Consider the following 22142-nt stretch of genomic DNA (forward strand, 5'->3'; position numbering starts at 1 on the left):
TTAGTTAAGTTGTCCACATTTTTGTAGGTTACCGGTAACATGTTACCCGTAATATGGTAGAGTGGGAAGTGACTAAATTCGAGAATTGGCATGAGGTTAACAAAGTGACTGAGAGAAAAAAAGGCAATAGCTATGTGTTCATGGGCGTCTCTAGTTGTGGCAAATCTTCGATAGGTGCCGCGGTTGCAAAGGCGTTAGAGACGAAATTTATTGATGGTGATGATCTGCATCCTAGAGCCAATATCATCAAGATGAAATCTGGCTCACCGCTCAATGACAGCGATCGGGCACCTTGGCTTGAGCGCATCAACGATGCTGTGTATAGCATTGAACAAAAAGGTGAACAGGGGGTGATTGTCTGCTCTGCGCTACGTCGCCAGTATCGTGACTTGATCCGTCAGAACAACAGTAAGCTGGTGTTTATTCATCTGTACGGAGATTTTGAATTAGTCAAAGAGCGCATGTTTGCCAGAAAAGCCCACTTCATGCCGATTGAACTACTCAAGAGTCAGTTCGACACGCTGGAGATGCCTGCAACCGATGAAGCTGACGTTATCCAAGTGAGCATAGACGGTACTTTTGAAGAGGTGGTACAGCGCTGTATCAATGCGATAAATGGCGAAGCCTAGGCAAGTCATTGGCTCTTAAGGCGCGGCTTGGCTGCTTTATCAATCTGTTGCAGATTAGTCTTTAACGCGAAGGGGAGCTGAACGACAGTCTTCGGGATTTAAAGTACCGCTGAAGATCGTAGCAAACGTGGTTCTGGCAGTTCTTTATTGAAAAAAAGCCACTCCAGAAACTGACTTGGAGTGGCGTAGAGATAATGGTAAGCCTGCGGTACCATCCAATGAGTGTTACGGCGAGCGTTGTAGACGGAACGTGCGCCGCACCTCAGCCTCAAATAAGCCCACGCATATGAGCGATGACGCGAGCTGCCTGTCCTGCAAAACATGGTTCAATTCAACATGTGACTAAAACAGCCACTTAAGACTGTTATTCAAAACAGTCCTGCTATATACGACCAAGGAATGTCAAAGTCGAATAAGTGCTGTCGTCACCTTGGCTAGATTTCCTTAAGCTTTAAAAGAAGTAGTTAATCCCGACTGCGAAGCTGTTGTCTTCCTGCGCTTCAAGCGCGGCATCATCCATATCACTGAAATCTAACTTCATTTCAGCAAACATCACAGTATCCTTGCTATAGCGATAGTGCAGACCTAGCATGGCAAATTGGCGGGTCCAATTACCTTGAATAGGCGTAGTTGCATCTGTGTCTAAATCTAAATAACTGAGCACGAGCATAGGCACAAAACCGTTGTCGAATTGATAGGCCGTCATCAACTCTGCACCAGTAGCGTCGTAGAGATCGCCGTTGACCAGTTCATTGCTTTTGCTTTGATGAGCATTAAAACCCACATAGAGACCGCTGGCTTCGCGTCCTTCGGCATAGTGATAGTAGTCACCGTACATGGCACCAATGCCAATAATTTCATTGGTTTCGTCGACTTGAGTATTAGCTAGGTGGCCTTCAAAATCACCGCGGTTAAAGCCTGCGAGCAGCTTGAATTTTTCGGTTGCTGAATAGATGATACTGGCACCGTAACTGCTGTCGAAACTCAGCTCAGAGTTACTCATTTCGCTGCCGTCATCATTTTTTAAGCTGACATCGCCATTGGTTTTGGCGGCATATTGCAGGGCAATTTGCACTGGGCCGACACTATTGCGGTAAATAAAGGCGGAGTCGGCACGGCCAGTGCCTGTGAGGCCGCCATCGCCAAAGGTGTAAGCGCCAACGCTGTAACCTGCGAAAACGTTAGGTAAATCTGTGGTGCCGGCGACATCGTAATAGGCGCCCCATTGTTTACCAAAGCTCAAACTCCCCCAGACATCGTGGGACATGCCGACATAACCTAAGCGGTTATAGAGAAAATCATCGGTCTTTTCGGCGGCGAGTTTGCCTCCTTGCATCACTAGACCATCGTCGCTGGAGACCATATTGATCCCCCATTCCGTGGTAGCAAAGGCGGTCCAGCCATTTCTTTCGCTGCGCTCGAAACTAAATCTGAGGCGAGAAGAATCGTCAATAACCGAGGTGTCGTGGCTGTCATTCAGGGCCGCGAACCCTAGCCAACCAGTTAAATCTAATGTGTTTTTTTGATCTTTATAAAGCTCAACCGCCTGACTGCTGGTGGCTGTTAATAGCATAGGTAACACTAAAGCAAGACAAGTCTTATTCATAAATCCCCCGATAATGAACAAGTATTCTCCAGGGGATCATAGGCTTAGCCTATGATCCCTGAGTAACTGTTCTTTTAGATGCTGTTGTTAATCGTTTTGATAGTGCGTTAGCCGGATTTAGGCTGGACGTGTATCGTTAACCGTTGCTTTGTTGGAAATCACACCGAAGATAGTCCAACCGAAGAAGGTGGCCATGGCGCCAAGCATTACTGCGGTTTCGCCTGAGCTATACAGGGCATAGAAGCTATATAAAGCACCGATCACGGCAATTACGTTAGCAATACGGGCCTTATGGGCAGGCACTTTAAGTTGTTTTTGCATTACCCCAAGGGCTGCCATCGAAAGTATGTAAGGCACAATATTGGTGACAACGGCGAGGTTCACTAAGGCTTCGAATTGCTTACTTAGCGATGGACTAATAGTCATTAATGAAAGGACGGTTTGGATAGAAACAATAATTGTCATGCCCCAAATTGGCGCATCGGCTTTGCTGACTTTAGAGAAGATTTTAGGGAAGAATCCTTCATCGGCAGAGGCTTTAAACACTTGGGCAATAGTGAACTGCCAACCTAAAAGTGAGCCAGTACAAGAGATAATGGCACAGGCCATCACGATTTTACCGACCACAGGATTAAACATTTGCGCGAAGGCTAAACCGAAGGGCGCATTCGACATGGCAAGTTCAGCGTTTGGTACGATACCTGCAATCACGTTAGTAGAGACGATATAAATCACCGCCGCACCTAAGGTACCGCCCATCACAGCGATAGGGACGTTTTTCTCTGGATTATCGACGGCTTCTGAGTTGGCGCAGGCCGATTCTAGACCGAGGAACGCCCATAAAGTCATCGCGATAGAACCGCCTAACGCTTTGAAGAATGGCATATCATGCGGGTTCCATGCGCCTTTGTAGAGGTCGATGTCGAACCAGAACCAACCAATTAACGACACGCCAATCACGGGCAGAATGATCCCCCATACCGTCACGCTACTCACACGGCCCGTGATGCGAGCACCGCCAAAGTTGGCAACGGTTGCTAGCCAAAGTACGCCAATGGTCGCAAGACAAATTGCCATAGGGCTTAAGTTGACTTCGAGCAATACGGCGGCATAACCCACAGCCGAGATCGCAATCGCGACGTTGGCGATGAGCAGCGAGACGGCATAGGTATAGTTGGCCATAAAGTTGCCTGAGCGGCCGAAAGCATATTCAGCATAACCGCCCATACCGCCGGATTTCTTACTGAACATACCGCACTTGGCAAAAGCAAACGCGAGGGCTGTAGAACCCGCCGCTGTGACTAGCCAAGATAAAATTGAAATGGTACCGACTTGAGCGAGTTGGGTTGGCAGCATAATAATGCCTGAGCCCATCATGTTGACTATGGTGATAATCGTTAATTGGATTACACCAATTTTATTTGCTGATTTACTCATATTAATAACCTAATTTAGGTGACTTATTATAGGAGGTTTGAAATTGACTGCAGAGCGGGGTTAATTAACTCTGCAGTCAGTTTTCATTATTTATTTAATACATATCCCATAGCTTGAATTTTGCCGTCTGCGGTATTTTCAAGATAAACACCTTGCAGTTCTGGCGAGAATCCAGGCAATAGGTTGATACCTTCTTCGAGAGCGAGGAAATAACGTTGCACCGAACCGCCCCAAATTTCACCCGGTACCATACACAGCACACCTGGTGGATAAGGAAGCGCGCCTTCTGCGGCAATTCTTCCCTCAATTTGCGACAGCGGAACGAGTTCGACTTTGCCACGAATAAATTCTAGATTTGCTTCCTGTGGGTCCATCACTTTGGTTGGGAAATGCGCTTTACGGAACATTTCTTTCTGCAGTTGTTTTACGTCATGACTGACATAAAGATTGTGCATTTCTTGGCAAAGTTGGCGGATGGTATAGTCTTGATAACGTGCTTTATTCGCGTTGTAGACGTTAGGTAATACTTCAGATAAAGGCGCATCTTCATCGACTAATTTCTCGAAACGAGATATTTGCGAGACCAGATGTTGCATCTTGGCCATATCTTCTGCAGGTGTCATCAGAAATAAAATTGAATTCAAGTCGCACTTCTCAGGAATAATATTATTTTCCCGTAAGAAGTTAGCCAAAATAGTGGCTGGAATACCAAATTCGGTATATTTACCGGTTTCTGCATCTATACCGGGTGTCGTTAATAGGAATTTACAAGGGTCAACAAAGTATTGGCCTTTTTCATAACCTTCGAAGGAGTGCCATTTCTGACCGGGTTCGAATTCGAAGAAACGTAAGTCATCGGCCATTTGTTCAGTTTCATAATCTTGCCATAGGCGACCATCTATCATAGTGGGCACAAATGGTTTGATATATTTACATTTTTTAAGCAGTAGCTTACGTGCTTCAATACCCGCTTTTACCGCTTCACGCCACAGATAACGACCACTCGCGCCTTCGTGCATTTTCGCGTTCACATCTAGCGCCGCAAATAATGGATAGAATGGGCTAGTAGAGGCATGCATCATAAAAGCGTTGTTGAAGCGTTTATGGTTACAATATCTATCTTGTCCTTTGATATGCTTGTCTTTTTTATGGATTTGCGATGTTTGCGAGAAACCCGCCTGTTGTTTATGCACCGACTGAGTCACGATAATACCGGGATCTTCGGCGGTCAGTTCGAGCAAGAGTGGCGAGCAGTCATTCATCATAGGGATGAACTGTTCATAACCGACCCAAGCCGAGTCGAATAAGACATAGTCACAAAGATGGCCAATACGATCAATAACTTGTCGAGCATTATAGATAGTGCCGTCATAGGTGCCGAGTTGGATAATCGCTAAACGGAAGGGGCGTTTTTCATCGGCTCTTTCTGGGGCGACTTCGCGAATTTGATCTCTTAAATAGGATTCTTGGAAGCAATGGGCATCGATGCCGCCAATAAATCCGAAGGGGTTACGCGCGGTTTCTAAATAAATCGGCGTGGCACCTGCTTGAATTAACGCGCCATGGTGGTTTGATTTGTGGTTATTGCGGTCGAATAAAACGAGATCGCCCTTAGCTAATAACGCATTAGTGGCCACTTTATTTGAGGATGAAGTGCCGTTAAGTACAAAATAGGTTTTATCGGCATTAAAGACTTTGGCTGCGTATTTTTGTGCATCGAGTGGTGCGCCTTCGTGGATCAGTAAATCACCTAATTTCACGTCGGCATTACACATGTCGGCGCGGAAAATCGTTTCGCCAAAAAAGTCGAAGAATTGACGGCCCACAGGATGCTTACGGAAGAATTGTCCGCCCTGATGACCCGGGCAAGCAAAGGTGGAATTACCCATTTCAACGTACTTTTTCAAGGTGCCGAAGAAAGGCGGTAATAGTGCTTGTTCATATTTATTGACTGCCGTTTCAACCTGTTTTCCGTAGAAGTCAGTGTTATCGCCGCAGAGTTCAAATACCCCAGTAATCGATGAGCAAACATCGTCCGGGAAAGTTTCTTCACAGCAAACTGAAACGAATATCGGTAGTTTCAATCCGGTGTTTTTAATCTTTTCAACAATACCATTTCTAACATCATCAACAGAGACTACAGCCGCGCCCACATCACAAAAATCTGTGGTTAGTACATTGACGACTTCTCTGTCGATATCGAAACAAGATCTAACAGATAAGCTAGCGGCTACTTTTAATGATTTCATAGTTAATTTCCCTTTTACTTTTTAAAAAATAGATACAAGTGTGCCTATACCTAATTAAAAACATTAATGGCATGAAAATTAGATATAGCTATTCCGTGTGCAAATTAGATGTGGTTATGCCAATGTCGCGAAATAAATAAAACTAAAATATATTTATTTGGCGTACAAATAGCTTAGCCGCAGTAAAACTGCACTGATAAAAGAATGCTTTGATAGTGACGCAAGATAATAAACCAAAAAAAAGACAGTACATTAAGTGTTTGCAAAATTTAGAGCAATAGCACTTTAGACCTGTTTATTGGCCTACAACCTGCGCTGAGATTAGCGGAGGAAGATAAAGGAATGATCGAAATAGTCACGTTGACTAGGCATCATGATATGCCGCGTGCGCCGGATATGCGCCATTATTTTAGATTTCCTCTTCATATACGACTCCATTATGACTTAGAGAAAACAGTTAGGTTTTATTACGTAGTGAAGTTTATATGCGAGTTATAAATAAAATCATGACCTATGTCTTACTTTTTAATAGTTGGTACTTAAATCTAACTTGTTTTATCAATATTAAATTGAGTCAATCATACTTAAGTATCTTTATCTAAATTATGAAAGTAAATATTGTTAGTGTTATTTAAATAATATTTTTTGCATAAATTTTCTTATTGTTTTTTTCTAATCTTAATTAACATACTGTGGTAATAAGCATCTCGATTTATACCGCATGCCACCCTTGCATGGTTATGCATAAATTCTCTTTACAAAATCACCTTCATGCTAAAAAATTGCAAAAATGACAGTTTTTTTCTCATATTTGAGCATTTCGGGCAGAAAGTTGCCGTTTTAGGGCAGATGTTATCTTTTAGGTTGACGTAAATTAGTCTGGTCGAAACATTAATGGGAGATGGACATGAATAAATGGTGGCTAGGTGCAAGTTTAGTGTTGGGCTTATTTGGACAGGCGCATGCTATGTCGTTAACAAGCAAAGATATGAGCGAGGGCAATAAACTCACATCGCAATTAGTATTTAATGGTTTTGGTTGCCAAGGTGAAAACATTTCGCCGCAACTGACTTGGACTGACATACCTGTGGGGACGAAAGCGTTTGCGGTGACGGCCTATGATCCTGATGCGCCAACGGGCAGCGGTTGGTGGCACTGGGCGGTATATAACTTACCCGCAGCGCAAACATCATTGACGCAGGGCGCGGGTTCGCATGCCGATGCACTGCCCAAAGGCGCAATTGCCTTGAAGAACGACTTTGGCACCACCGACTTTGGTGGCGCTTGTCCGCCCGAAGGTCATGGCGTACACAGGTATGAATTCATTGTGTGGGCATTGCCCAGCGCATTAGAGTTGCCAAAGGACGCTAGCCCTGCATTATTAGGCTTTATGCTTAGAGCACAAGCTTTAGGTAGCGCCAAGTTGACTGCGGTATATAACAGATAATCTATTAATAATTAGGCTGGTATCATGATCCGTTTGTTTGAATATGATTCGAAGCAGGCACAATCTTTATCTCAAGTACCTGTGCACCAGCCATCGATTATTCGGGTTATCCATGGGGAAAAGTCTTTACTCTGGCAAGATGAATCCGTTTTGGTAGGACAAGGTCAGTTACTGTTAATTCCTGCGGGTTCGCATATTAGCTTTGTGAATCGACCTTTTCTTGGGCGCTATCGGGCGGTGCAATTGTTGCTTCCCCACGATTTACCCCAAGGCATTTTATTGAGCACGGCCGATTGGCGCGATCCTATGCCGGTCCAAAACGTATCGCGCGCGGTGGACTTAGCTTGGAATGCGTTATTACAAAGTTTGAGCTTGTCGCTGGTTGATTCTGTTCAGCTGCATTATCTGGCTGCGTTACTGCTCAGTTTGCCTGATAAACGCAGTGTGAACTGGTTGTATGGTCACACGCAACGCAGCGTGACTCAAGCGGCCTTGGCCTTGATGAGCGTGAGTCCTTCGGCTCCATGGCAGCAGGAGGAGATTGCCGACAAGTTACACATGAGCACGGCCAGCCTTAGGCGTAAATTGGCGTTAGAAGACACCAGTTTTAGGCAGTTGTTAGTCGAAGTCCGGCTGAGCCATGGTTTGGCCATGCTGCAAAACTCGGGCGAGCCATTACTACAAGTGGCCTTAGCCTGTGGTTATCAATCGGCGGAAAAGTTTTCCTTACGTTTTAAGCAACAATTTGGCCTGACCCCTGCGGCTTATCGTCGTACACTGTGAGGAGGAATAGATTGATACTCAAACAATCTCAAGCTGCAGGAGCGATATAATGGCGGATGAGCAATTTACCGACAGCGGATTTTGGAACAAGGTTAAACTCTTTAGCCGTCAGGCGGGCAGGGAAGTGATCGAGCGTGCCCTGTGGCTTTATTATGCGGCGCAGCAGCCGAATACGCCTAAATGGGCCAAGTCTGTCATCTTCTGTGCCTTGGCGTATTTTATTTCTCCCTTAGATGCGATCCCCGATCTCACACCTTTAGTGGGTTTTACCGATGACTTAGGTGCCCTTGCCGTAGCTTTGACTATGGTGACCTTATATATCGATGACGAAGTGAAATCCCTCGCGGCGGATAAACTGGCGCTCTGGTTTGGCGATAAACCGACGGAACCTAAGGTTTAAGCCTAATGGGCGCGACAAGACCTAAGTGATGCTAAATTGCGTTAAAAATATGATTTTATTAGGAGTCGTTGATTTGGTTTTTACTTAGATTTTCTGGGGTAAAAATATTTTTTTGCAAACGTTTCACTATTGCTTGATTGCGCTATATGCTAGCGCTGTTTTGTAAACCCCTTGTGTTTGTTTAGGCAGATAAATGAAAAATATTATGGTAGTGATCCTATGGTTTTTAGGTGTCTCTGCCGCTACCCCCGCGTTTGCCGATGAGGCCTCTCCGGAACAACTCGCCCGTCTTTACCTCGATTTCATGGCGCAGAATAGTCGCCAGAGCGAAGCTTTGTGGCCGGGTTTTCGCCTCGAAGATAAAGTGCACCTCTTTAGTTATGGCGGCAACGTCTGGCTGCGTCAGCCCGGTGGCGAAATCATTCAAGATAATAGTGTCTTAGAGTCAGTCAACCTGCAGTCTGGTTTGTCTGTTAATTTCGGTTTTCCGCAATATCAAGGTCAGCCAGGGGTATTAATCCAACTCGAAGCGCCGAACATCCAATTCACTTCCGACACTAAGCCTACGGATTTAGCCTTTTTAATCTGGGCCAGTAATGGTCTGCATGAAGCTTTTCACTTTTATGCGCAATCCGAATGGCGAGTTTTAGAAGATGGCAGGCGTTACGAGGGCGAAGTGTTTCCGCTCAGCCTCGATGCCCGTTATTACCGTTTACAGTTGTTTGATGCCTTAATGGCGGCGCTGGCACAACCCGAGCAGCAGTCATTACACTTGAGCCATGCGGCCTATTGGTTGCAGCAATGGCGTCAAATTGCGCCGAACGAGGATAGAGTCGGTTACATCAACGACCTCGTCGAAGGCAGCGCTAAGTATGTGGAACTGGCTGCTGGCGCACGTATCTTGAGCCAAAATCAAACCTTACTCGGTTATCAGCAAATACTGACCCAATATGTGCACGACTATTACCAGCAGAGGAAAATGTTGGGTGGTTGGACGGCGGAGGCGGAAAACATCGGTGCTCTGGCGGGCATATTGTTGGATAGCACTCAAGACCCTTACGTGTGGAAAGAGTCTGTCATGTCGGGCATGTTACCGCTAGATTTGCTGTTAAACCGCGTGAAACCAGTGCCGCCGGTGGAAAGAAAAGACAATAAACAGAAGAAGCCGTTACAGCAAATGCTAGCGTATTATCCTGCCACTCAAGCGAAATTGTCGCAGCTATTATTGAATGCGCAAGACGTTAGAGTACCGTTATTGGTGATGCCGAGCGTGAGCGATAGCAGTAGTTTTATTGATGTGGGTGATGTGCGTTCTGGTTTTTATGTTGTGCCGTACCAAGATGAAATGACGCAAGCCTATCTAGGGATGAGCGCGCAATTTAGTAACTTGTCAGTGAGTGGCAGTCCATTACTCGATGTTCCTGTACAAAATTATTGTGAGGGCATTGAGGCTGCAACTCTGTTACCTTTGGCATTCCCCTTTCAGCGTGAGGGTCAGTATCTGGTATTCAATGAAGCAGAAGTCCATGGAACTATTAGGGTTTCTGCGAGTGTTGTTGATGGAAGAACCCTCTACTGTGCGATGAATTAATAATGAGAAAAAATCAGCTCGAATTTACCTACATGCGTGGCATTGCGATTATCTTTATCGTACTTGGCCACAGTATTTACAACTCTGGAGAAGGTTTCCCGCTGCTGTTGGAAAACCTATTACGCGGTGGCACGGCTTTGTTCGTGTTTATCTCAGGGTACTTTTTCCATCGTATTTTTTATAAGGATTTCGACTACAGCAAGTTCATGAAGAACAAAGTACAGAACGTACTTTATCCTTTTTTAGTCGTCTCTCTGATCGGTTTATTCTGTTTGTGTTTACGCTGGATTTTTATGGAGCACCAGTCGCTCGATAAACTCTTGTTGAGTATTTTTTACACAATACGTAACGGTTATATCCTGTATCCGCATTGGTATATTCCATTCATCATGGCGGTGTTTTTATTTTCGCCGATATTTTTGTGGTTTATCCGTTGCTCACAGCAAATGCGTTGGACGCTATTTGTACTGAGTTGTGTGGTGGCTATTCTGCTGCATAGACCCATAGGTAACGTCAATTTCATCCACTCAGTGGTGTATTTTATGCCTTTCTATTTGATTGGTATTTTATATTCGCAAGATGAACATATTGTGACGCGCTTTGGTTCTATCTTTACTGCCCTCGCGATGATTTTTTTAGTGGTGAGCTTAGTCGAGCAAACTTACATAGTGCAGCATATTGGTAACTACCATAAGGCTCCGTTTGAATATAACGGCATCGATTGGCAGTTTATTCAAAAACTCTGTTTATGTGTGTTAGTGCTGAATTTCTGCGAATGGTTGTCGGGGCGCAGTCGATTGCCTTGGTTAGTGGAAGTGGCTGAGATGAGTTTTGCGATTTTCTTTATTCATCCGCTGTTCGACATGATGTTTAACGCCACCGCGACCTTAATGCGTTACCGTTTACCGCCGGGATCTTGGATCACTAGCGTGCTCTTCTCCGCGGGGATTTTTATCTTCCTGATGATGGGCAGTATTATTACGGCTCGCTTTATTAAGAAGCGTCTCGGTAACCGTTCACGCACGTATATCGGCTGGTAATCACTTGGCTTATCATCACTAACACTAGGGAAAATTCAGTTTGAATTTATTTCCTAGTGTTAGGGTGTTTTTCATCTAAAAAATGGAGAACATGATGAAGTCCAAAATTGCCCTACAGAGTCTCGCGCTCGCCAGTTTGTCTTCGATTGCCTTACCATCTATAGCGGCTCAAGCTGAGCCCTTATCCACTGAGACGCAGAATGCTTTCTTCGCGCAAATTGCCGCCCATTGTGGCCAAGCTTTTGCGGGCAAAGTGGTTTCGGGTGAGACTGCGGACTCGGCCTTTAGCGGTAAGTCTTTAATTATGCATGTGCGCGAATGCAGCGACACTGAGCTTAAGATCCCGTTCCATGTCGGTGATGACCATTCACGTACTTGGGTGCTGACTAAGACGCAGCAAGGACTTAAGTTGAAACACGACCATCGCCATCAAGATGGCAGCGAAGATGCTGTGACTATGTATGGCGGCGATACCATGAATGATGGGACAGTGCTGAAACAATCGTTCCCCATTGATCGAGAATCTATCGACAACTTCGTTAAGAATGGGCTCACTCAGTCGATCACGAATGTGTGGCACATGGAAATTACGCCAACAACGTTTAGCTATCAACTTACGCGCGAAAACCGCGATTTCAAAGTCGATTTTGATCTCACTCAACCTGTTGTATTACCGCCAAAACCTTGGGGGCATGAGTAGTTTAGCTGAACCCATACCGTTGGCAGTGTTATCCACATAGCTCCATAAAGTTGGCACCATTTTTATTGACCACTTCAGCGGTATTATTTGAATGGAGCATTCATGGCCTAGTCATTTATGCACTTTTTGGCCCTGTAGCTTAAGTCATTGCGGCTTTAAAGTTGATCATCATTTTTTAGCCGACAACGGGTATGACTTACACACTTCAACACCTTGATAGCAAAGAGGCCTTTGGGGCCAGTTTTGACCTAATGCGTATCTTGCGGCCGCATATCACCTCTCCAGCTGTCTATGTCGCGCAATTGGCGCGTCAGGCCGAGCAAGATTACCGTTTGCTCGCAGCGTGGGACGGTGCTCACATCGTCGGCTTGGCGGGTTACCGCGAGCTGGAAAACCTGATCTACGGACGTTTCATCTACGTCGATGACCTAGTCGTGAGCCCAGACCTTCAACGCAGCGGCTTGGGAGGAAGACTGTTGGCTGCAGTGCGTGATGAGGCTGTGAAGCGTCAATGTGATCACTTTGTCTTGGATACCGGCCTGCATAAGCCCTTAGCGCAACGCTTCTATTTTCGTCAGGGGTTGCTGGCTCGTGGTATGCACTTCACCCAGAAACTTCGGGGTGAGGAACGTGCGCTGCCATGACACTCGTGATTGATCGGATGTTTGGTGGTGCATCTTTGTGAGGTAGCTTTCTTAATATTCAGGGATAGAATAGCGTAAATTCCAAGTAATCAACGCTCTATATCTTAATGGCATCTAGGTGATAGCAGTCCTAATGAGTCATCAGGACTGCTTATTACGTCAAAGTTGATTAATGCTAGGATTTATTCAGCAAAGCCAACACTAAGTGCAGATGGTGAAATTAATGCTTAAAATGTGACATTACAGTGTCGTATTTAAACTTTTATCCTTTGGCCTGTTCAATTAATATTGTTTGAGACAATATTTGAGGTAGAACAATCGGTTTGTTTACGCCTTTTTTATACCACAAATAAAAAGGTACTCCAGAACGCCCATGTTGTGATAAAAACTCAGTGATCTGACTATCTCCGTTTGTCCAGTCGCCAATCATAGTCGCGACATTATGTTGTTTAAACGCTGCTTTGACTTCTTGGCGCTCAATCGATGTTTTCTCATTTACCTTGCAGGTTAAACACCAGTCAGCCGTAAAATACACAAACACATCTTGCTGCGCGCCTAAGATATTGAGTTGTTCTTGGCTAAAGGCAAGCGCTTCCGCCACATCTTTTTGTTCACCCTGTGCATGGGATTCAGCCTGTGGAACCCAATAAATGAGTGCCAACAGAGGCAGTAACGTCAATAAGAGGCTAGGCCACCACTGGCCTTTATGCTGCGAGTGCTGCCACAAACCAGTAAGCCATAGACCAAAGGTGGATAGCATGGTTGCTGCAAGTACAGACAAGACATAATTATCATTTGATTGACGCATCAAAATCCACACTAGGCCTAATACGGTAATAAACATAGGCAAAGAAAGGATCCGCCTTGCGGTGACCATCCAAGCCCCTGGCTTAGGTAAGCGAGTACGTAATGCCGGAATAAAACCCACCAATAGAAACGGTAATGCCATGCCAAAACCTAAGCCAGCAAAAATTACCAATGCCACCGTCGTTGGTAATACTAAGGCGGCACCTAAAGCTGTCGCCATAAAGGGCCCGGTACAAGGCGTTGCAATGAATGCCGCTAATACCCCAGTCCAGAAATCTCCCATGGGGCCTTTTTGATCTTGCAATTTAGAACCTGAGGTTAATGCCCCTATTTCGAACAAGCCCGCCAAATTAAACCCAATCGCGCTCATTAATAGGATCAATGCGGCAATCACAGCAGGACTTTGCAACTGGAATGCCCAGCCGACTTGATGCCCCAAGGCCCTAAGGCCTAAGATAGCGCCACCTAAGCAAATGCAGACCAACACCGCACCTAAGGTATAAGCAACTGAGCCCATCCTCGCCGCTTTTTCCGAGCCTTGATGTGACAGACTCAAAATTTTTAAGCTCAGGATAGGAAATACACAAGGCATGATGTTAAGTAGTAAGCCGCCTAGAATTGCGCCCACAAAAGCCGTGATGCCAATCAACCAGATGTTTTGATTGCTGGTATTATCTTCATTTATCGGCGGTACAATAAACGCGATATGGTCAGTTTTATGGGCATCAAAGCGTAATGCGGTACCATTTTCTAATACTAAAACTCCTTGAAATAAATCAGCTAATTCATCACCCACTTGCGTTTGCATACTCAGCACATCGCCTTCATGGTTCAGGATCTGCTGTGCATTGTTTACTAGGGTATTATTGATTATGGGATAGATATGGGCATTACGGCTGTCGACTGAACCGGGTAGCGGTAAAGACAGCGTCAGAGTATTGTTCTCGACTGCAAACTGCCCCTTAGCATCCAATGGTCTAGGTAGCAGCTGACGCCATTGGCTAAATTGCCGCTGATGATTCTGCTCAACCTTGCCATCCCCGACTATGAAGTCTTGCTCGATTGTCTGTTGTTCTGGCAAGCAGGTTGTTGGATTACATACTAGATAGCTGATATCGAGCTTGATAGGCAACGAAGTACCAACTGCAATGCTGCTATCAATAGTGATAGGCGCAAGCAAGGTATATTCGCCGTGATAAATGTAATTCATGATATCACTGGTCACCAGCTGACTCGGTGCCGGATATTGCACCTCTCCTATTGTCACGCCTTCGGGCAACTGCCAATCAAACCGCGTTGGAAATCCTGCATCACCGGGATTTTGCCAATAACCATGCCAGCCTTTTTGAGGTGTCATGGTGATAGCGAGCTCGTGGGTTCCAGCTGCAGGCTTGTCAGACTCCATCATCATGGAAATAGAAATTAGGCGCTGAGACTGACTTAGCTCATTGGCCATAACTTGCAACGAACATATTAGGATAATAAATCCTGTTATAAACTGAGCTAAACGTTTCATGTCACGCCTTTATTATCAAGATGAAGGGGTTATTTTAATGCTGAAATCGTGTGTAAAACGGCATCAAAATCATCATCTTGAATCGAGGACTTTAGGATAACCTTACCGTCAGCGTCGATTAAACTAATGCTTGGTACTTGGTTAACACCAAATTGCTTGAACAACTCACCATCGCGATCAAACACGATTGGCATAGTCGTGTCATAACTCTTACGATAATCCTTAAGCTCAGCAACTGATGACCATAAGTTGGTCGAAACCGTTACCCATTGCACTGTGGATGCTTGCGATTTTTTCTCCAACAGCTCACGCACCCGAGTACAGGCCTGTGACGTCTTAGGCTCTGTTGTTTCCAAATACCACTCACACCAAGGGCCAAAGAACACCGCGACCACTTTTTTACTGCTGGCGGTATTAAATTGAATATTAAGCGGCTTTTCGTCAATGGTAGAAAAAGCGAGATCAGGCACTGTATCGCCCAAGTTATAACCTGAATCTTTCGCTACAAAGGTCGGATTATGTAAAGGTTTACCTGTCGCTTTTTCAGCGACTACTCTATCCAAAGCCTGATGGAACTCTTTATCATCCTTATGACCGAAATAAGCAAATTTACCATTTTTATCAATCAATAAATGTTGAGGGGTAACACGTAAGTGGAACGCACGTGCTAGCTTGCCATCATCAATAGTAATGGGCATGGTCAAGCCCATTTTTTTACTAAACTCGGTGACAGATTTTATGTTATCGCTGATACCTGTGTTCACCGCAATGACTTGAACCTTGTCACCGTACTTTTTATAGATATCTTCAAAGCTCGGCATTTGTTCACGGCACGGGACACACCAGGTTGCCCAGAACTTAATATAAACCGGCTTCTTACCATACAAATCAGCAAGATCAATCGCCTTACCATCAATGGTTGTCATCTTCATTTGAGGGGCTGGTGTGCCAACCAAGGACTCCCCAGCTGCTTTAGCTCTTCGTTCACCCTCGGCCGAATAATCGTCGTCTGCGCCATGGGCCACTTGAGCCAAGGTAAATAAACATAACAATGCGATCAATGGTGTTTTTAACAAGGTATTAAAGCCGGTTGTCATAATAATTTTCCTATCATTTTTTACTGAAAGCGTAAGATACCTATTAGCCTGAGTGTCCCAGGGCCAAAAGGTCATGAATTAAATGGCCGTAGAGACAGTTGATTAAGTTAAGGCGGTCGCTAAATGCTCACATACTCGACGTTGAACATCTGCGATTTTTTGTTGTACTAAGTCAGTGTGATTTGCTGTGCCTTCAATCGTGAAAAATAAGACACTATTGAGACCAATGGTGGCCAAGATCGCTTTGATATAGGGGGTAAAGAAATCGGGTTGGTAGGCGGCTTCACCAGAAAACACCCCGCCCAACGAGACTAAAACATAAACCGGCTTATCGGCCAATAATGCTTGCTTTCCGGTGGCGGTAATATTGAAGGTCTTGCCGGCTCGAACCACGTGGTCTAGCCAACTTTTAAGACAGGAAGGTACGGAGTAGTTATGCATAGGAGAAGCTATGATCACCAGGTCAGCCCTCTCAAGTGAGCGGATTAATCGATCCGAAATGGCTAAGCTGCCCTTGTTAAGATCATGAGTACTGTCAGCTGCGCAGAGTGAGTTAGCATAATCACTGTCGATGTGTGGCAGTCCTGTGGCATCGAGCATATCGATATTGAGTTCATGTAAATCAGTGAGTTGGTCAATCATGGCTTGCGCCACACTATAGGTCGAGGACGCTAGCTGTTGCGGACTGCAGTTAATCACTAAAATCTTCATATTTTCTCTCTACAGATAAGCATTATCATGTTTCAGTTTTCCCCAATACGCCGATATGATACAAATACCCATGGCTCATAATAAGAGCCATAAAGTTATTTTTTTAGTGGACCATGTTCGCAGGTGTGTGTCGCTTACTACTGAGTTCTAGGAGCAGAGGAATGACTAAAGTCTTGGCCTATAAGCAAGTCTATCAACGCATTCATACTGCGATTTTGCAAGGGATACTCAAGTCCGGTGAGCGGCTACCCTCTGCTCGTACCCTTGCCAAGGAAATGGGTGTCGCACGCGGAACGGTAGAGGAAGGTTATGCCATCTTAAAAGCCGAAGGCTACATTGAGTCTAAAGGCCAAGCTGGTACTGTGGTCAGTCGACATTTTTTCGAGCTAGCTAAGGTCCAAACCATTCAGCTAAACACTCGCCAGCCCGGTTTCCACACTGAAATAGAAACTTCTGTCGTACTTCCCTTTCAGCTAGGTATTCCAGCGTTAGATGCCTTTCCAAGGCAAGCTTGGTCAAGAATGGCGGCAAGATGCGCCCGTAACATCCAGATGGATGATCTGATTTATCCTTCTGTTTATGGTAGCCCGCAACTCAGGATAGCCATAGCGCAGTATTTACAGCTTTCCCGAGGGGTAAAATGCGAGCCCACCCAAGTGTTTATCACCTCTGGATATGTCCATTCCATTAACTGGATAGCCCATGTGCTGCTAACGCCACAAGCCAATGTCGCCGTAGAAGATCCCGGTTACCCACTGACTCGGAAAATCTTAGCGAATCAGAATCTTAATATTGTGCCAATCGTTGTCGATAAAGAAGGCATAAATTTACCGCCCAACACCCAAGCGGACGCGGTGATTGTGACCCCAGCTCACCAGAGTCCAACTTGCGTGTCCTTATCGCTCCAACGTCGACAGGAATTACTCAGTTGGGCAGAGACTAACCAAAGTTGGATTATTGAAGATGATTATGACGGTGAGTATCGCCATACAGGTCAGCCGCTACCGGCGTTAAAAAGTTTGGACAACTTTGATAGGGTTATTTATTCAGGCACCTTCAGTAAGGTGCTTTTCCCCAGTTTGCGAATGGCTTATATAGTGGTGCCCAAAAGCAAAGTGTCAGCGTTCGAGCAATGCTCTGAACTGTATGCCGGCAATGTTTCGGGGCTTACCCAAGCTTGCGTGTTGGCTTTTATGCAGGAAGGCCATCTTTCCCGGCATATTCAACGGATGAAAAATCTATATAGAGAGCGCAGAGAATTAACCGCCAGAGTCTTTAAACAAGTGTTAGGCGATAAGGTATCGATTGAACCACAACCGGGTGGAATGTATATGATGGTAAAATTGACCGACCCCAATATTGATGATGCAGAGCTGGCCAACAAGATGATGAAGGCAGGGTTATTTGCTCAAGGGTTATCGCAATGGTCATCAAGACCCGTTCACCCAAGCTTAATTTTAAGTTTCACCAATATTAGTACTGAAGAAGAATGTCGAACCTTAGTTTCTCGCTTCAAAGATATTTTAGGGCAATGCTAATTGTACGTGAGAGAGAGTTATAGAAATGGCTTGATTTTATTATGGAGAAATGAACTGAAGTAGTTGCGAAAGTGGAGCTTAGTTGAAAACTATGAGTCACATAGTCGCAATGGAGCATTTGTTCTGCATTAAACAGGCTCTATAGCAAAGACATTGCTTACAAAAACAAAGGCTACCAGTTTTGTTTCGAAGTAGAAACCATTGACATTAATGCGTTAAATCGTGCCCGTGAATCACTCTAGGCGAGCCAGAGTGAATAAAAAAGCAGAACGATATCAAATAATTACACTCAAAGCTGCATGAAGCAGCTATCCCCCAAAAGCAAGTTTCTATAGCATCATTAACATCAGTTAGCATGGACGTGGCAACGGCCATAGTCGAGATTGAGTCAACACGCGATTTATACCCTGCTATCAGCGCAACGCATAAATACTAAGACGGTATACGGAGAAATTGATGAAAGTTGAAGCTTATTTGGTTAATGCCTTTACTGCCAATGGAAGCGGAGGAAACCCTGCAGGCGTAGTGTTGAACGCCGATAATCTGTCTAACGAAGCAAAATTAGCAATAGCACAAGCCGTTGGTTATTCAGAAACTGCCTTTGTTTCTCAAGATGACGAAGTCGACTTTGAGTTGTCTTTTTTTACCATAACGGGTGAAGTTGATTTCTGTGGTCACGCAACATTAGCGGCATTTTCAACAATGCATCAAAAAGGGATGGTAGCTGAAGGGCAATATGTGCAAAGGACTAAAGCGGGTTTACTTACCGTAACTATAGAGTCTAATGGCAATATAGTGATGGAGCTGAAGTTACCTGAATACCTTGGGATGTTTAGTTACGAGGCAATATCAGAGTTAATTGGCATTGATCTGGCAGTACTAGAGTCAACACAGTTACCTATTGAGGTTATTTCAACAGGCTTGCCTGATATTATTGTTCCAGTGCCATGTGGATATCTAGATAGAATCCAAGTGAATGAAAGTTTGCTCAGTGACTTCTGTAAAAAACATGATGTTATTGGTATTCATGCTTTTGAATTATGTGATGAAAACAGCGGTTTGACAGCGAGTTGTCGGAATTTTGCTCCTTTGTTTGGTATTCCAGAAGAGTCCGCTACGGGGAGTACTAGTGGAGCATTAGCATGTTATCTAACCAAGCACCTTGGCGGTGAACATACGAGTCGTTTTACTTTCGAGCAGGGTAGGGCAATGGACTGTATTTCAATAATTACGGCGTCAGTTACGTCGAAGGAGCAGGATATTCTCAAAGTTATGGTTGGTGGATTTGCGCATGAGGTTGGGCTGCTGGAAATCTCCGTCTAAGCAAGTATTAATATGACTAAAAACGGTGGCCTATTCTTCAGCTCGTTCATTTGGCGTTAACCATAGCTTATCTAATGATTGTTTAGCCTCTAATTGTGTCTTTGAATCTAACTAGTTGAAACCTGTCATTTATCTCTAGCAGATACCTCACTCGCTTTTGTCCAATTGTAAGTTTGCAAAGGTTTAAATCACATTCGTTGTAACATCACACTTTCCCACTTGAGTTATTTTCGGTTACTCCTATTTGTCAGGCTATGGGTACATTTTATGTCAATGTAGGGTTATATGATTTAGCTAAGTAATTGTTCCTATTGGCACTGCTATGTCATGGTTAGGGTTCTGCGACAAGTAGGTTTAAACGAGAAATGTTGAATCAGAACGTGATATTAAATTTAACAAAACGGCGAGCACTGAGGCTCGCCGTTTGATTTAATCGTTTAATGGCTCGTATTAGTTAGCTTTAGGTTCGAAGCTAAAGGCTTGACCCGCAAGTGCTGCTTCAAACATCAAGCCGCCTTTCGCTGCGGTAAATACCGCCATACCGTTAATGTAAGAGCCGCTTGCTGAGCGATTACCACCCGATTGACCTGCGCCTGCTGAGTTGCCCGTGGTTCCCGCTTGAGCACTTGCACCCATGTTGATGGCAACCGCCGAGGCTTGGGCATCAAACTCGAAACTGCCGCTTGTGAAGGCTTCATAGGCTTTAGCATCTTTAAAGAAGATGATCTCGCTGTAGGCTTGTCCACCTAATTGAAAACCGATGGATAATTGAGTCAGGCTCGAATCACCCATATAAACACCGCCTTGATAGACTCGGCCCTTGCCATAGGCAGCGCCAATGCCTATGCCGCCTTTACCCACAGTCGGGAATAACGCATAGCCATAGGCTGTGTCGAAAAACTTACTGGTTTCTTTCGCTTTTTGGAAATTGACTACCGCCTGATCATAGCTTTCATCCGCATGTGCAGTGGGCGCTGCAAATAGGCTCACGATAAGGCATGTCGATGCCGCAATGGCAGTTAAAAATGATTTCATGGTAACGCCTCTTCAAGTCTTCGGTTGCTCCAGACTAGCCTTTATCGACACAAATGACAGCCAAAAGTGACATATGTGTCAGCTTAGGTTCAGTGTTCGGCTTAATGCTTGGAGTGATATTGGTGGTGATGATTGGAGTATGGTTTCGCTAATTAGTTCTTAGGTGCTGAAGAAGCTTGGGGATTTTCTGCGTCGTCCTGCTGAATTTGATGCAAGAATTCATACTCCTCAGGAGTGAGCACATTTTCAATCGCGATTGGGCGTGGTTGTGATTGGGGTTTCGCCATGCGACCTTTTAGATAGGCTGAGCGGGTGATTTGTTTCAGGCCGTATACGGCCAACATATACATGCTCAGCAGTAAGGTGAGTCTAGGTAACGCATGGGATAGCAATGACAAGTTATCACCTAGATAGAAGGGTAAAATCACCACAAATACGCGGATCAACCAGTTCAACAACATGGCCAAGGTCAAACCTATCAGCCAACGAAATCTAATGGTACCGAGCGCCTCTTGGGTGAGTGTGACATCAGTTTGATTGCGTTTATGCCGACGAAACAGTACCCACAACGCGACAAAGTAACAACAGGTTTGTACTGATAGCAGTGCGGGCAGTATGGCGCCCCATTGGCTAATGCTAATTTCCTTCAGCATTTGGGCTAAAGGCTGCCATTCTCCATTGGGATAAGCGGTCAATCTTAGGCCGATATCTAGAATGGCGAAAACTAAGGTAAAAGCCGATGGCCAGTAATGTTTTGAAAATCCTAGCGGTTTATGGGTCGGAACTAAACTGCGTTTGCAATAGAGATAGAGCAAAGGCATAAGCAAAAAATAGATGGGGTTTATCAGGTTGAATAGAATATGGATCGGAATTGGACTGTTATCGCGATTCAACAAACCCGTTAAGAAGTATAGGGCGATGAGACTTAAGAAAGCGGCGAGGAGTTTTTGGTTAGTGTCGGGGTGATAAAAGTAGCGAATATAAATAGCTAACGCGAGGCAATGTACGCCTCCAAATAACGACAACCACCAGTAAGCTTGAGCGAAAAAAGTATTAAAATCGTTCATATGCGATACCTCGAGCCCTGTTATATCAGGGAAATCGGCTCGGTAAAAGTATCGCCGTTAGTTTTTCTGCTGGTTGGCTATGCGCCGATGCCGATTTGAAGCTGCTTCTGGCACAACGCTTGGAACGGGAACGCGTTCTGCGAGTAAGTGTTTGATTGCACGAATGGGATGCGGTAACAGCATCCTAGGACCGGAGAAGCTCATGATCTCTTTGACGATTTGTTTCTGCGCTGGTTTGTAGCAATGTACAGGGCATTTATTGCAGGTGGGTTTACTTTGTCCGTAGGGGCAGCGATCTAGGCGCGTTGCGGCATAATCCAATAGCTCGATGCAATCTGCACATAGACCTGTTGAATCTTGGCCTTGGTGTTTCGCTTTGCAATAAATCGCCACCATTGCGGCAATGGTCTGGTGTTCGTACAGGAGTTTGCCCGTAAGTAGTGTGGCTGTGCCCATTGGAATACCTTAGCTTGTTACTCGGATATCCCATCATAGGCAGTGAAATTGGCGCTGACAAAACGA

General features: G+C 45.0%; 20 protein-coding genes. 10 read left to right on the forward strand and 10 right to left on the reverse strand.

Features of this window, described 5'->3' with window-relative positions; genetic code table 11:
• Nucleotides 1–53: 53 nt before the first annotated feature.
• Nucleotides 54–629, forward strand: a complete 576-nt coding sequence (locus AYJ58_RS04285; RefSeq protein WP_443019229.1) for a gluconokinase — start codon at nucleotides 54–56, stop codon at nucleotides 627–629.
• A gap of 451 nt (nucleotides 630–1080) precedes the next feature.
• On the opposite strand, the gene AYJ58_RS04290 is transcribed toward AYJ58_RS04285, so the two are convergent.
• The 4 genes from AYJ58_RS04290 to speFL all read right to left on the reverse strand — a co-directional run bounded on the left by AYJ58_RS04290 (nucleotide 1081) and on the right by speFL (nucleotide 6359).
• Nucleotides 1081–2235, reverse strand: a complete 1155-nt coding sequence (locus AYJ58_RS04290) for a porin (RefSeq protein ID WP_106649126.1) — start codon at nucleotides 2233–2235, stop codon at nucleotides 1081–1083.
• A gap of 117 nt (nucleotides 2236–2352) precedes the next feature.
• Entirely contained in the window at nucleotides 2353–3672 is a 1320-nt protein-coding gene (potE, locus tag AYJ58_RS04295) for a putrescine-ornithine antiporter (protein ID WP_106649127.1), read from the reverse strand.
• Between the two features lie 86 nt (nucleotides 3673–3758).
• Nucleotides 3759–5921 carry an ornithine decarboxylase SpeF gene (gene speF, locus AYJ58_RS04300; protein WP_106649128.1) on the reverse strand — a complete coding sequence of 721 codons (2163 nt, stop codon included), beginning with the start codon at nucleotides 5919–5921 and terminating at the stop codon, nucleotides 3759–3761.
• Between the two features lie 321 nt (nucleotides 5922–6242).
• Nucleotides 6243–6359, reverse strand: a complete 117-nt coding sequence (gene speFL / locus AYJ58_RS22185) for a leader peptide SpeFL (RefSeq protein WP_100199882.1) — start codon at nucleotides 6357–6359, stop codon at nucleotides 6243–6245.
• Nucleotides 6360–6828: 469 nt separating this feature from the next.
• Between speFL and AYJ58_RS04310 the strand changes: the two genes are divergently transcribed.
• From AYJ58_RS04310 to AYJ58_RS04340, 7 genes are all read left to right on the forward strand, one after another.
• Complete coding sequence (locus AYJ58_RS04310; RefSeq protein WP_106649129.1) at nucleotides 6829–7368, forward strand: YbhB/YbcL family Raf kinase inhibitor-like protein; 540 nt, start codon at nucleotides 6829–6831, stop codon at nucleotides 7366–7368.
• A gap of 24 nt (nucleotides 7369–7392) precedes the next feature.
• Nucleotides 7393–8151 (forward strand): helix-turn-helix transcriptional regulator, encoded by a 759-nt coding sequence (locus tag AYJ58_RS04315; RefSeq protein ID WP_106649130.1) that lies wholly within the window; start codon nucleotides 7393–7395, stop codon nucleotides 8149–8151.
• A gap of 49 nt (nucleotides 8152–8200) precedes the next feature.
• Nucleotides 8201–8551, forward strand: coding sequence for a YkvA family protein (locus AYJ58_RS04320; protein WP_106649131.1), 351 nt, complete (start codon nucleotides 8201–8203; stop codon nucleotides 8549–8551).
• Between the two features lie 193 nt (nucleotides 8552–8744).
• Nucleotides 8745–10142: a hypothetical protein gene (locus AYJ58_RS04325; protein ID WP_106649132.1), complete on the forward strand. Its 1398-nt coding sequence runs from the start codon at nucleotides 8745–8747 to the stop codon at nucleotides 10140–10142.
• A 2-nt stretch (nucleotides 10143–10144) separates the two neighbouring features.
• On the forward strand, nucleotides 10145–11182 hold the full coding sequence (locus tag AYJ58_RS04330) for an acyltransferase family protein (RefSeq protein WP_106649133.1): 1038 nt from the start codon (nucleotides 10145–10147) through the stop codon (nucleotides 11180–11182).
• Between the two features lie 94 nt (nucleotides 11183–11276).
• Nucleotides 11277–11882, forward strand: coding sequence for a hypothetical protein (locus AYJ58_RS04335; RefSeq protein WP_106649134.1), 606 nt, complete (start codon nucleotides 11277–11279; stop codon nucleotides 11880–11882).
• A 191-nt stretch (nucleotides 11883–12073) separates the two neighbouring features.
• Complete coding sequence (locus tag AYJ58_RS04340) at nucleotides 12074–12526, forward strand: GNAT family N-acetyltransferase (protein ID WP_106649135.1); 453 nt, start codon at nucleotides 12074–12076, stop codon at nucleotides 12524–12526.
• Nucleotides 12527–12788: 262 nt separating this feature from the next.
• Here AYJ58_RS04340 and AYJ58_RS04345 read toward each other — a convergent pair whose 3' ends face one another.
• From AYJ58_RS04345 to AYJ58_RS04355, 3 genes are all read right to left on the reverse strand, one after another.
• On the reverse strand, nucleotides 12789–14789 hold the full coding sequence (locus tag AYJ58_RS04345) for a protein-disulfide reductase DsbD family protein (protein ID WP_232790858.1): 2001 nt from the start codon (nucleotides 14787–14789) through the stop codon (nucleotides 12789–12791).
• An 89-nt stretch (nucleotides 14790–14878) separates the two neighbouring features.
• Nucleotides 14879–15946 (reverse strand): TlpA family protein disulfide reductase, encoded by a 1068-nt coding sequence (locus AYJ58_RS04350; protein ID WP_106649137.1) that lies wholly within the window; start codon nucleotides 15944–15946, stop codon nucleotides 14879–14881.
• Nucleotides 15947–16048: 102 nt separating this feature from the next.
• A complete protein-coding gene (locus AYJ58_RS04355; RefSeq protein ID WP_106649138.1) occupies nucleotides 16049–16657 on the reverse strand; it encodes an FMN-dependent NADH-azoreductase in 609 nt (202 codons plus the stop codon).
• A gap of 161 nt (nucleotides 16658–16818) precedes the next feature.
• On the opposite strand from AYJ58_RS04355, the gene pdxR reads away from it, so the two are divergent.
• Nucleotides 16819–18195 carry a MocR-like pyridoxine biosynthesis transcription factor PdxR gene (gene pdxR, locus AYJ58_RS04360; RefSeq protein WP_071940636.1) on the forward strand — a complete coding sequence of 459 codons (1377 nt, stop codon included), beginning with the start codon at nucleotides 16819–16821 and terminating at the stop codon, nucleotides 18193–18195.
• A gap of 456 nt (nucleotides 18196–18651) precedes the next feature.
• Complete coding sequence (locus AYJ58_RS04365; protein ID WP_106649139.1) at nucleotides 18652–19518, forward strand: PhzF family phenazine biosynthesis protein; 867 nt, start codon at nucleotides 18652–18654, stop codon at nucleotides 19516–19518.
• Between the two features lie 450 nt (nucleotides 19519–19968).
• Here the strand turns inward: AYJ58_RS04365 and AYJ58_RS04370 are convergent, their stop codons facing one another.
• From AYJ58_RS04370 to AYJ58_RS04380, 3 genes are all read right to left on the reverse strand, one after another.
• Nucleotides 19969–20553, reverse strand: a complete 585-nt coding sequence (locus tag AYJ58_RS04370; protein WP_106649140.1) for a YSC84-related protein — start codon at nucleotides 20551–20553, stop codon at nucleotides 19969–19971.
• 152 nt (nucleotides 20554–20705) lie between these two features.
• Nucleotides 20706–21620, reverse strand: a complete 915-nt coding sequence (locus tag AYJ58_RS04375; protein WP_106649141.1) for a hypothetical protein — start codon at nucleotides 21618–21620, stop codon at nucleotides 20706–20708.
• A gap of 57 nt (nucleotides 21621–21677) precedes the next feature.
• Nucleotides 21678–22076, reverse strand: a complete 399-nt coding sequence (locus AYJ58_RS04380; protein WP_106649142.1) for a nitrous oxide-stimulated promoter family protein — start codon at nucleotides 22074–22076, stop codon at nucleotides 21678–21680.
• Nucleotides 22077–22142 lie beyond the last annotated feature (66 nt).

The sequence above is a fragment of the Shewanella sp. Pdp11 genome (assembly GCF_002838165.1).
Classification (GTDB): domain Bacteria; phylum Pseudomonadota; class Gammaproteobacteria; order Enterobacterales; family Shewanellaceae; genus Shewanella; species Shewanella hafniensis.

What these genes read in the sequence shown, in the direction of transcription:
- pdxR (WP_071940636.1), top strand. Translation starts at nt 16,819, where the DNA reads ATGACTAAAGTCTTGGCCTATAAGCAAGTCTATCAACGCATTCATACT.
- potE (WP_106649127.1), bottom strand. Translation starts at nt 3,672, where the DNA reads ATGAGTAAATCAGCAAATAAAATTGGTGTAATCCAATTAACGATTATC.
- AYJ58_RS04325 (WP_106649132.1), top strand. Translation starts at nt 8,745, where the DNA reads ATGAAAAATATTATGGTAGTGATCCTATGGTTTTTAGGTGTCTCTGCC.
- AYJ58_RS04380 (WP_106649142.1), bottom strand. Translation starts at nt 22,076, where the DNA reads ATGGGCACAGCCACACTACTTACGGGCAAACTCCTGTACGAACACCAG.
- AYJ58_RS04310 (WP_106649129.1), top strand. Translation starts at nt 6,829, where the DNA reads ATGAATAAATGGTGGCTAGGTGCAAGTTTAGTGTTGGGCTTATTTGGA.
- AYJ58_RS04335 (WP_106649134.1), top strand. Translation starts at nt 11,277, where the DNA reads ATGAAGTCCAAAATTGCCCTACAGAGTCTCGCGCTCGCCAGTTTGTCT.
- AYJ58_RS04365 (WP_106649139.1), top strand. Translation starts at nt 18,652, where the DNA reads ATGAAAGTTGAAGCTTATTTGGTTAATGCCTTTACTGCCAATGGAAGC.
- speFL (WP_100199882.1), bottom strand. Translation starts at nt 6,359, where the DNA reads ATGGAGTCGTATATGAAGAGGAAATCTAAAATAATGGCGCATATCCGG.
- AYJ58_RS04340 (WP_106649135.1), top strand. Translation starts at nt 12,074, where the DNA reads ATGACTTACACACTTCAACACCTTGATAGCAAAGAGGCCTTTGGGGCC.
- AYJ58_RS04345 (WP_232790858.1), bottom strand. Translation starts at nt 14,789, where the DNA reads ATGGCCAATGAGCTAAGTCAGTCTCAGCGCCTAATTTCTATTTCCATG.
- AYJ58_RS04375 (WP_106649141.1), bottom strand. Translation starts at nt 21,620, where the DNA reads ATGAACGATTTTAATACTTTTTTCGCTCAAGCTTACTGGTGGTTGTCG.
- AYJ58_RS04290 (WP_106649126.1), bottom strand. Translation starts at nt 2,235, where the DNA reads ATGAATAAGACTTGTCTTGCTTTAGTGTTACCTATGCTATTAACAGCC.
- AYJ58_RS04370 (WP_106649140.1), bottom strand. Translation starts at nt 20,553, where the DNA reads ATGAAATCATTTTTAACTGCCATTGCGGCATCGACATGCCTTATCGTG.
- AYJ58_RS04320 (WP_106649131.1), top strand. Translation starts at nt 8,201, where the DNA reads ATGGCGGATGAGCAATTTACCGACAGCGGATTTTGGAACAAGGTTAAA.
- AYJ58_RS04350 (WP_106649137.1), bottom strand. Translation starts at nt 15,946, where the DNA reads ATGACAACCGGCTTTAATACCTTGTTAAAAACACCATTGATCGCATTG.
- speF (WP_106649128.1), bottom strand. Translation starts at nt 5,921, where the DNA reads ATGAAATCATTAAAAGTAGCCGCTAGCTTATCTGTTAGATCTTGTTTC.
- AYJ58_RS04315 (WP_106649130.1), top strand. Translation starts at nt 7,393, where the DNA reads ATGATCCGTTTGTTTGAATATGATTCGAAGCAGGCACAATCTTTATCT.
- AYJ58_RS04355 (WP_106649138.1), bottom strand. Translation starts at nt 16,657, where the DNA reads ATGAAGATTTTAGTGATTAACTGCAGTCCGCAACAGCTAGCGTCCTCG.
- AYJ58_RS04330 (WP_106649133.1), top strand. Translation starts at nt 10,145, where the DNA reads ATGAGAAAAAATCAGCTCGAATTTACCTACATGCGTGGCATTGCGATT.
- AYJ58_RS04285 (WP_443019229.1), top strand. Translation starts at nt 54, where the DNA reads ATGGTAGAGTGGGAAGTGACTAAATTCGAGAATTGGCATGAGGTTAAC.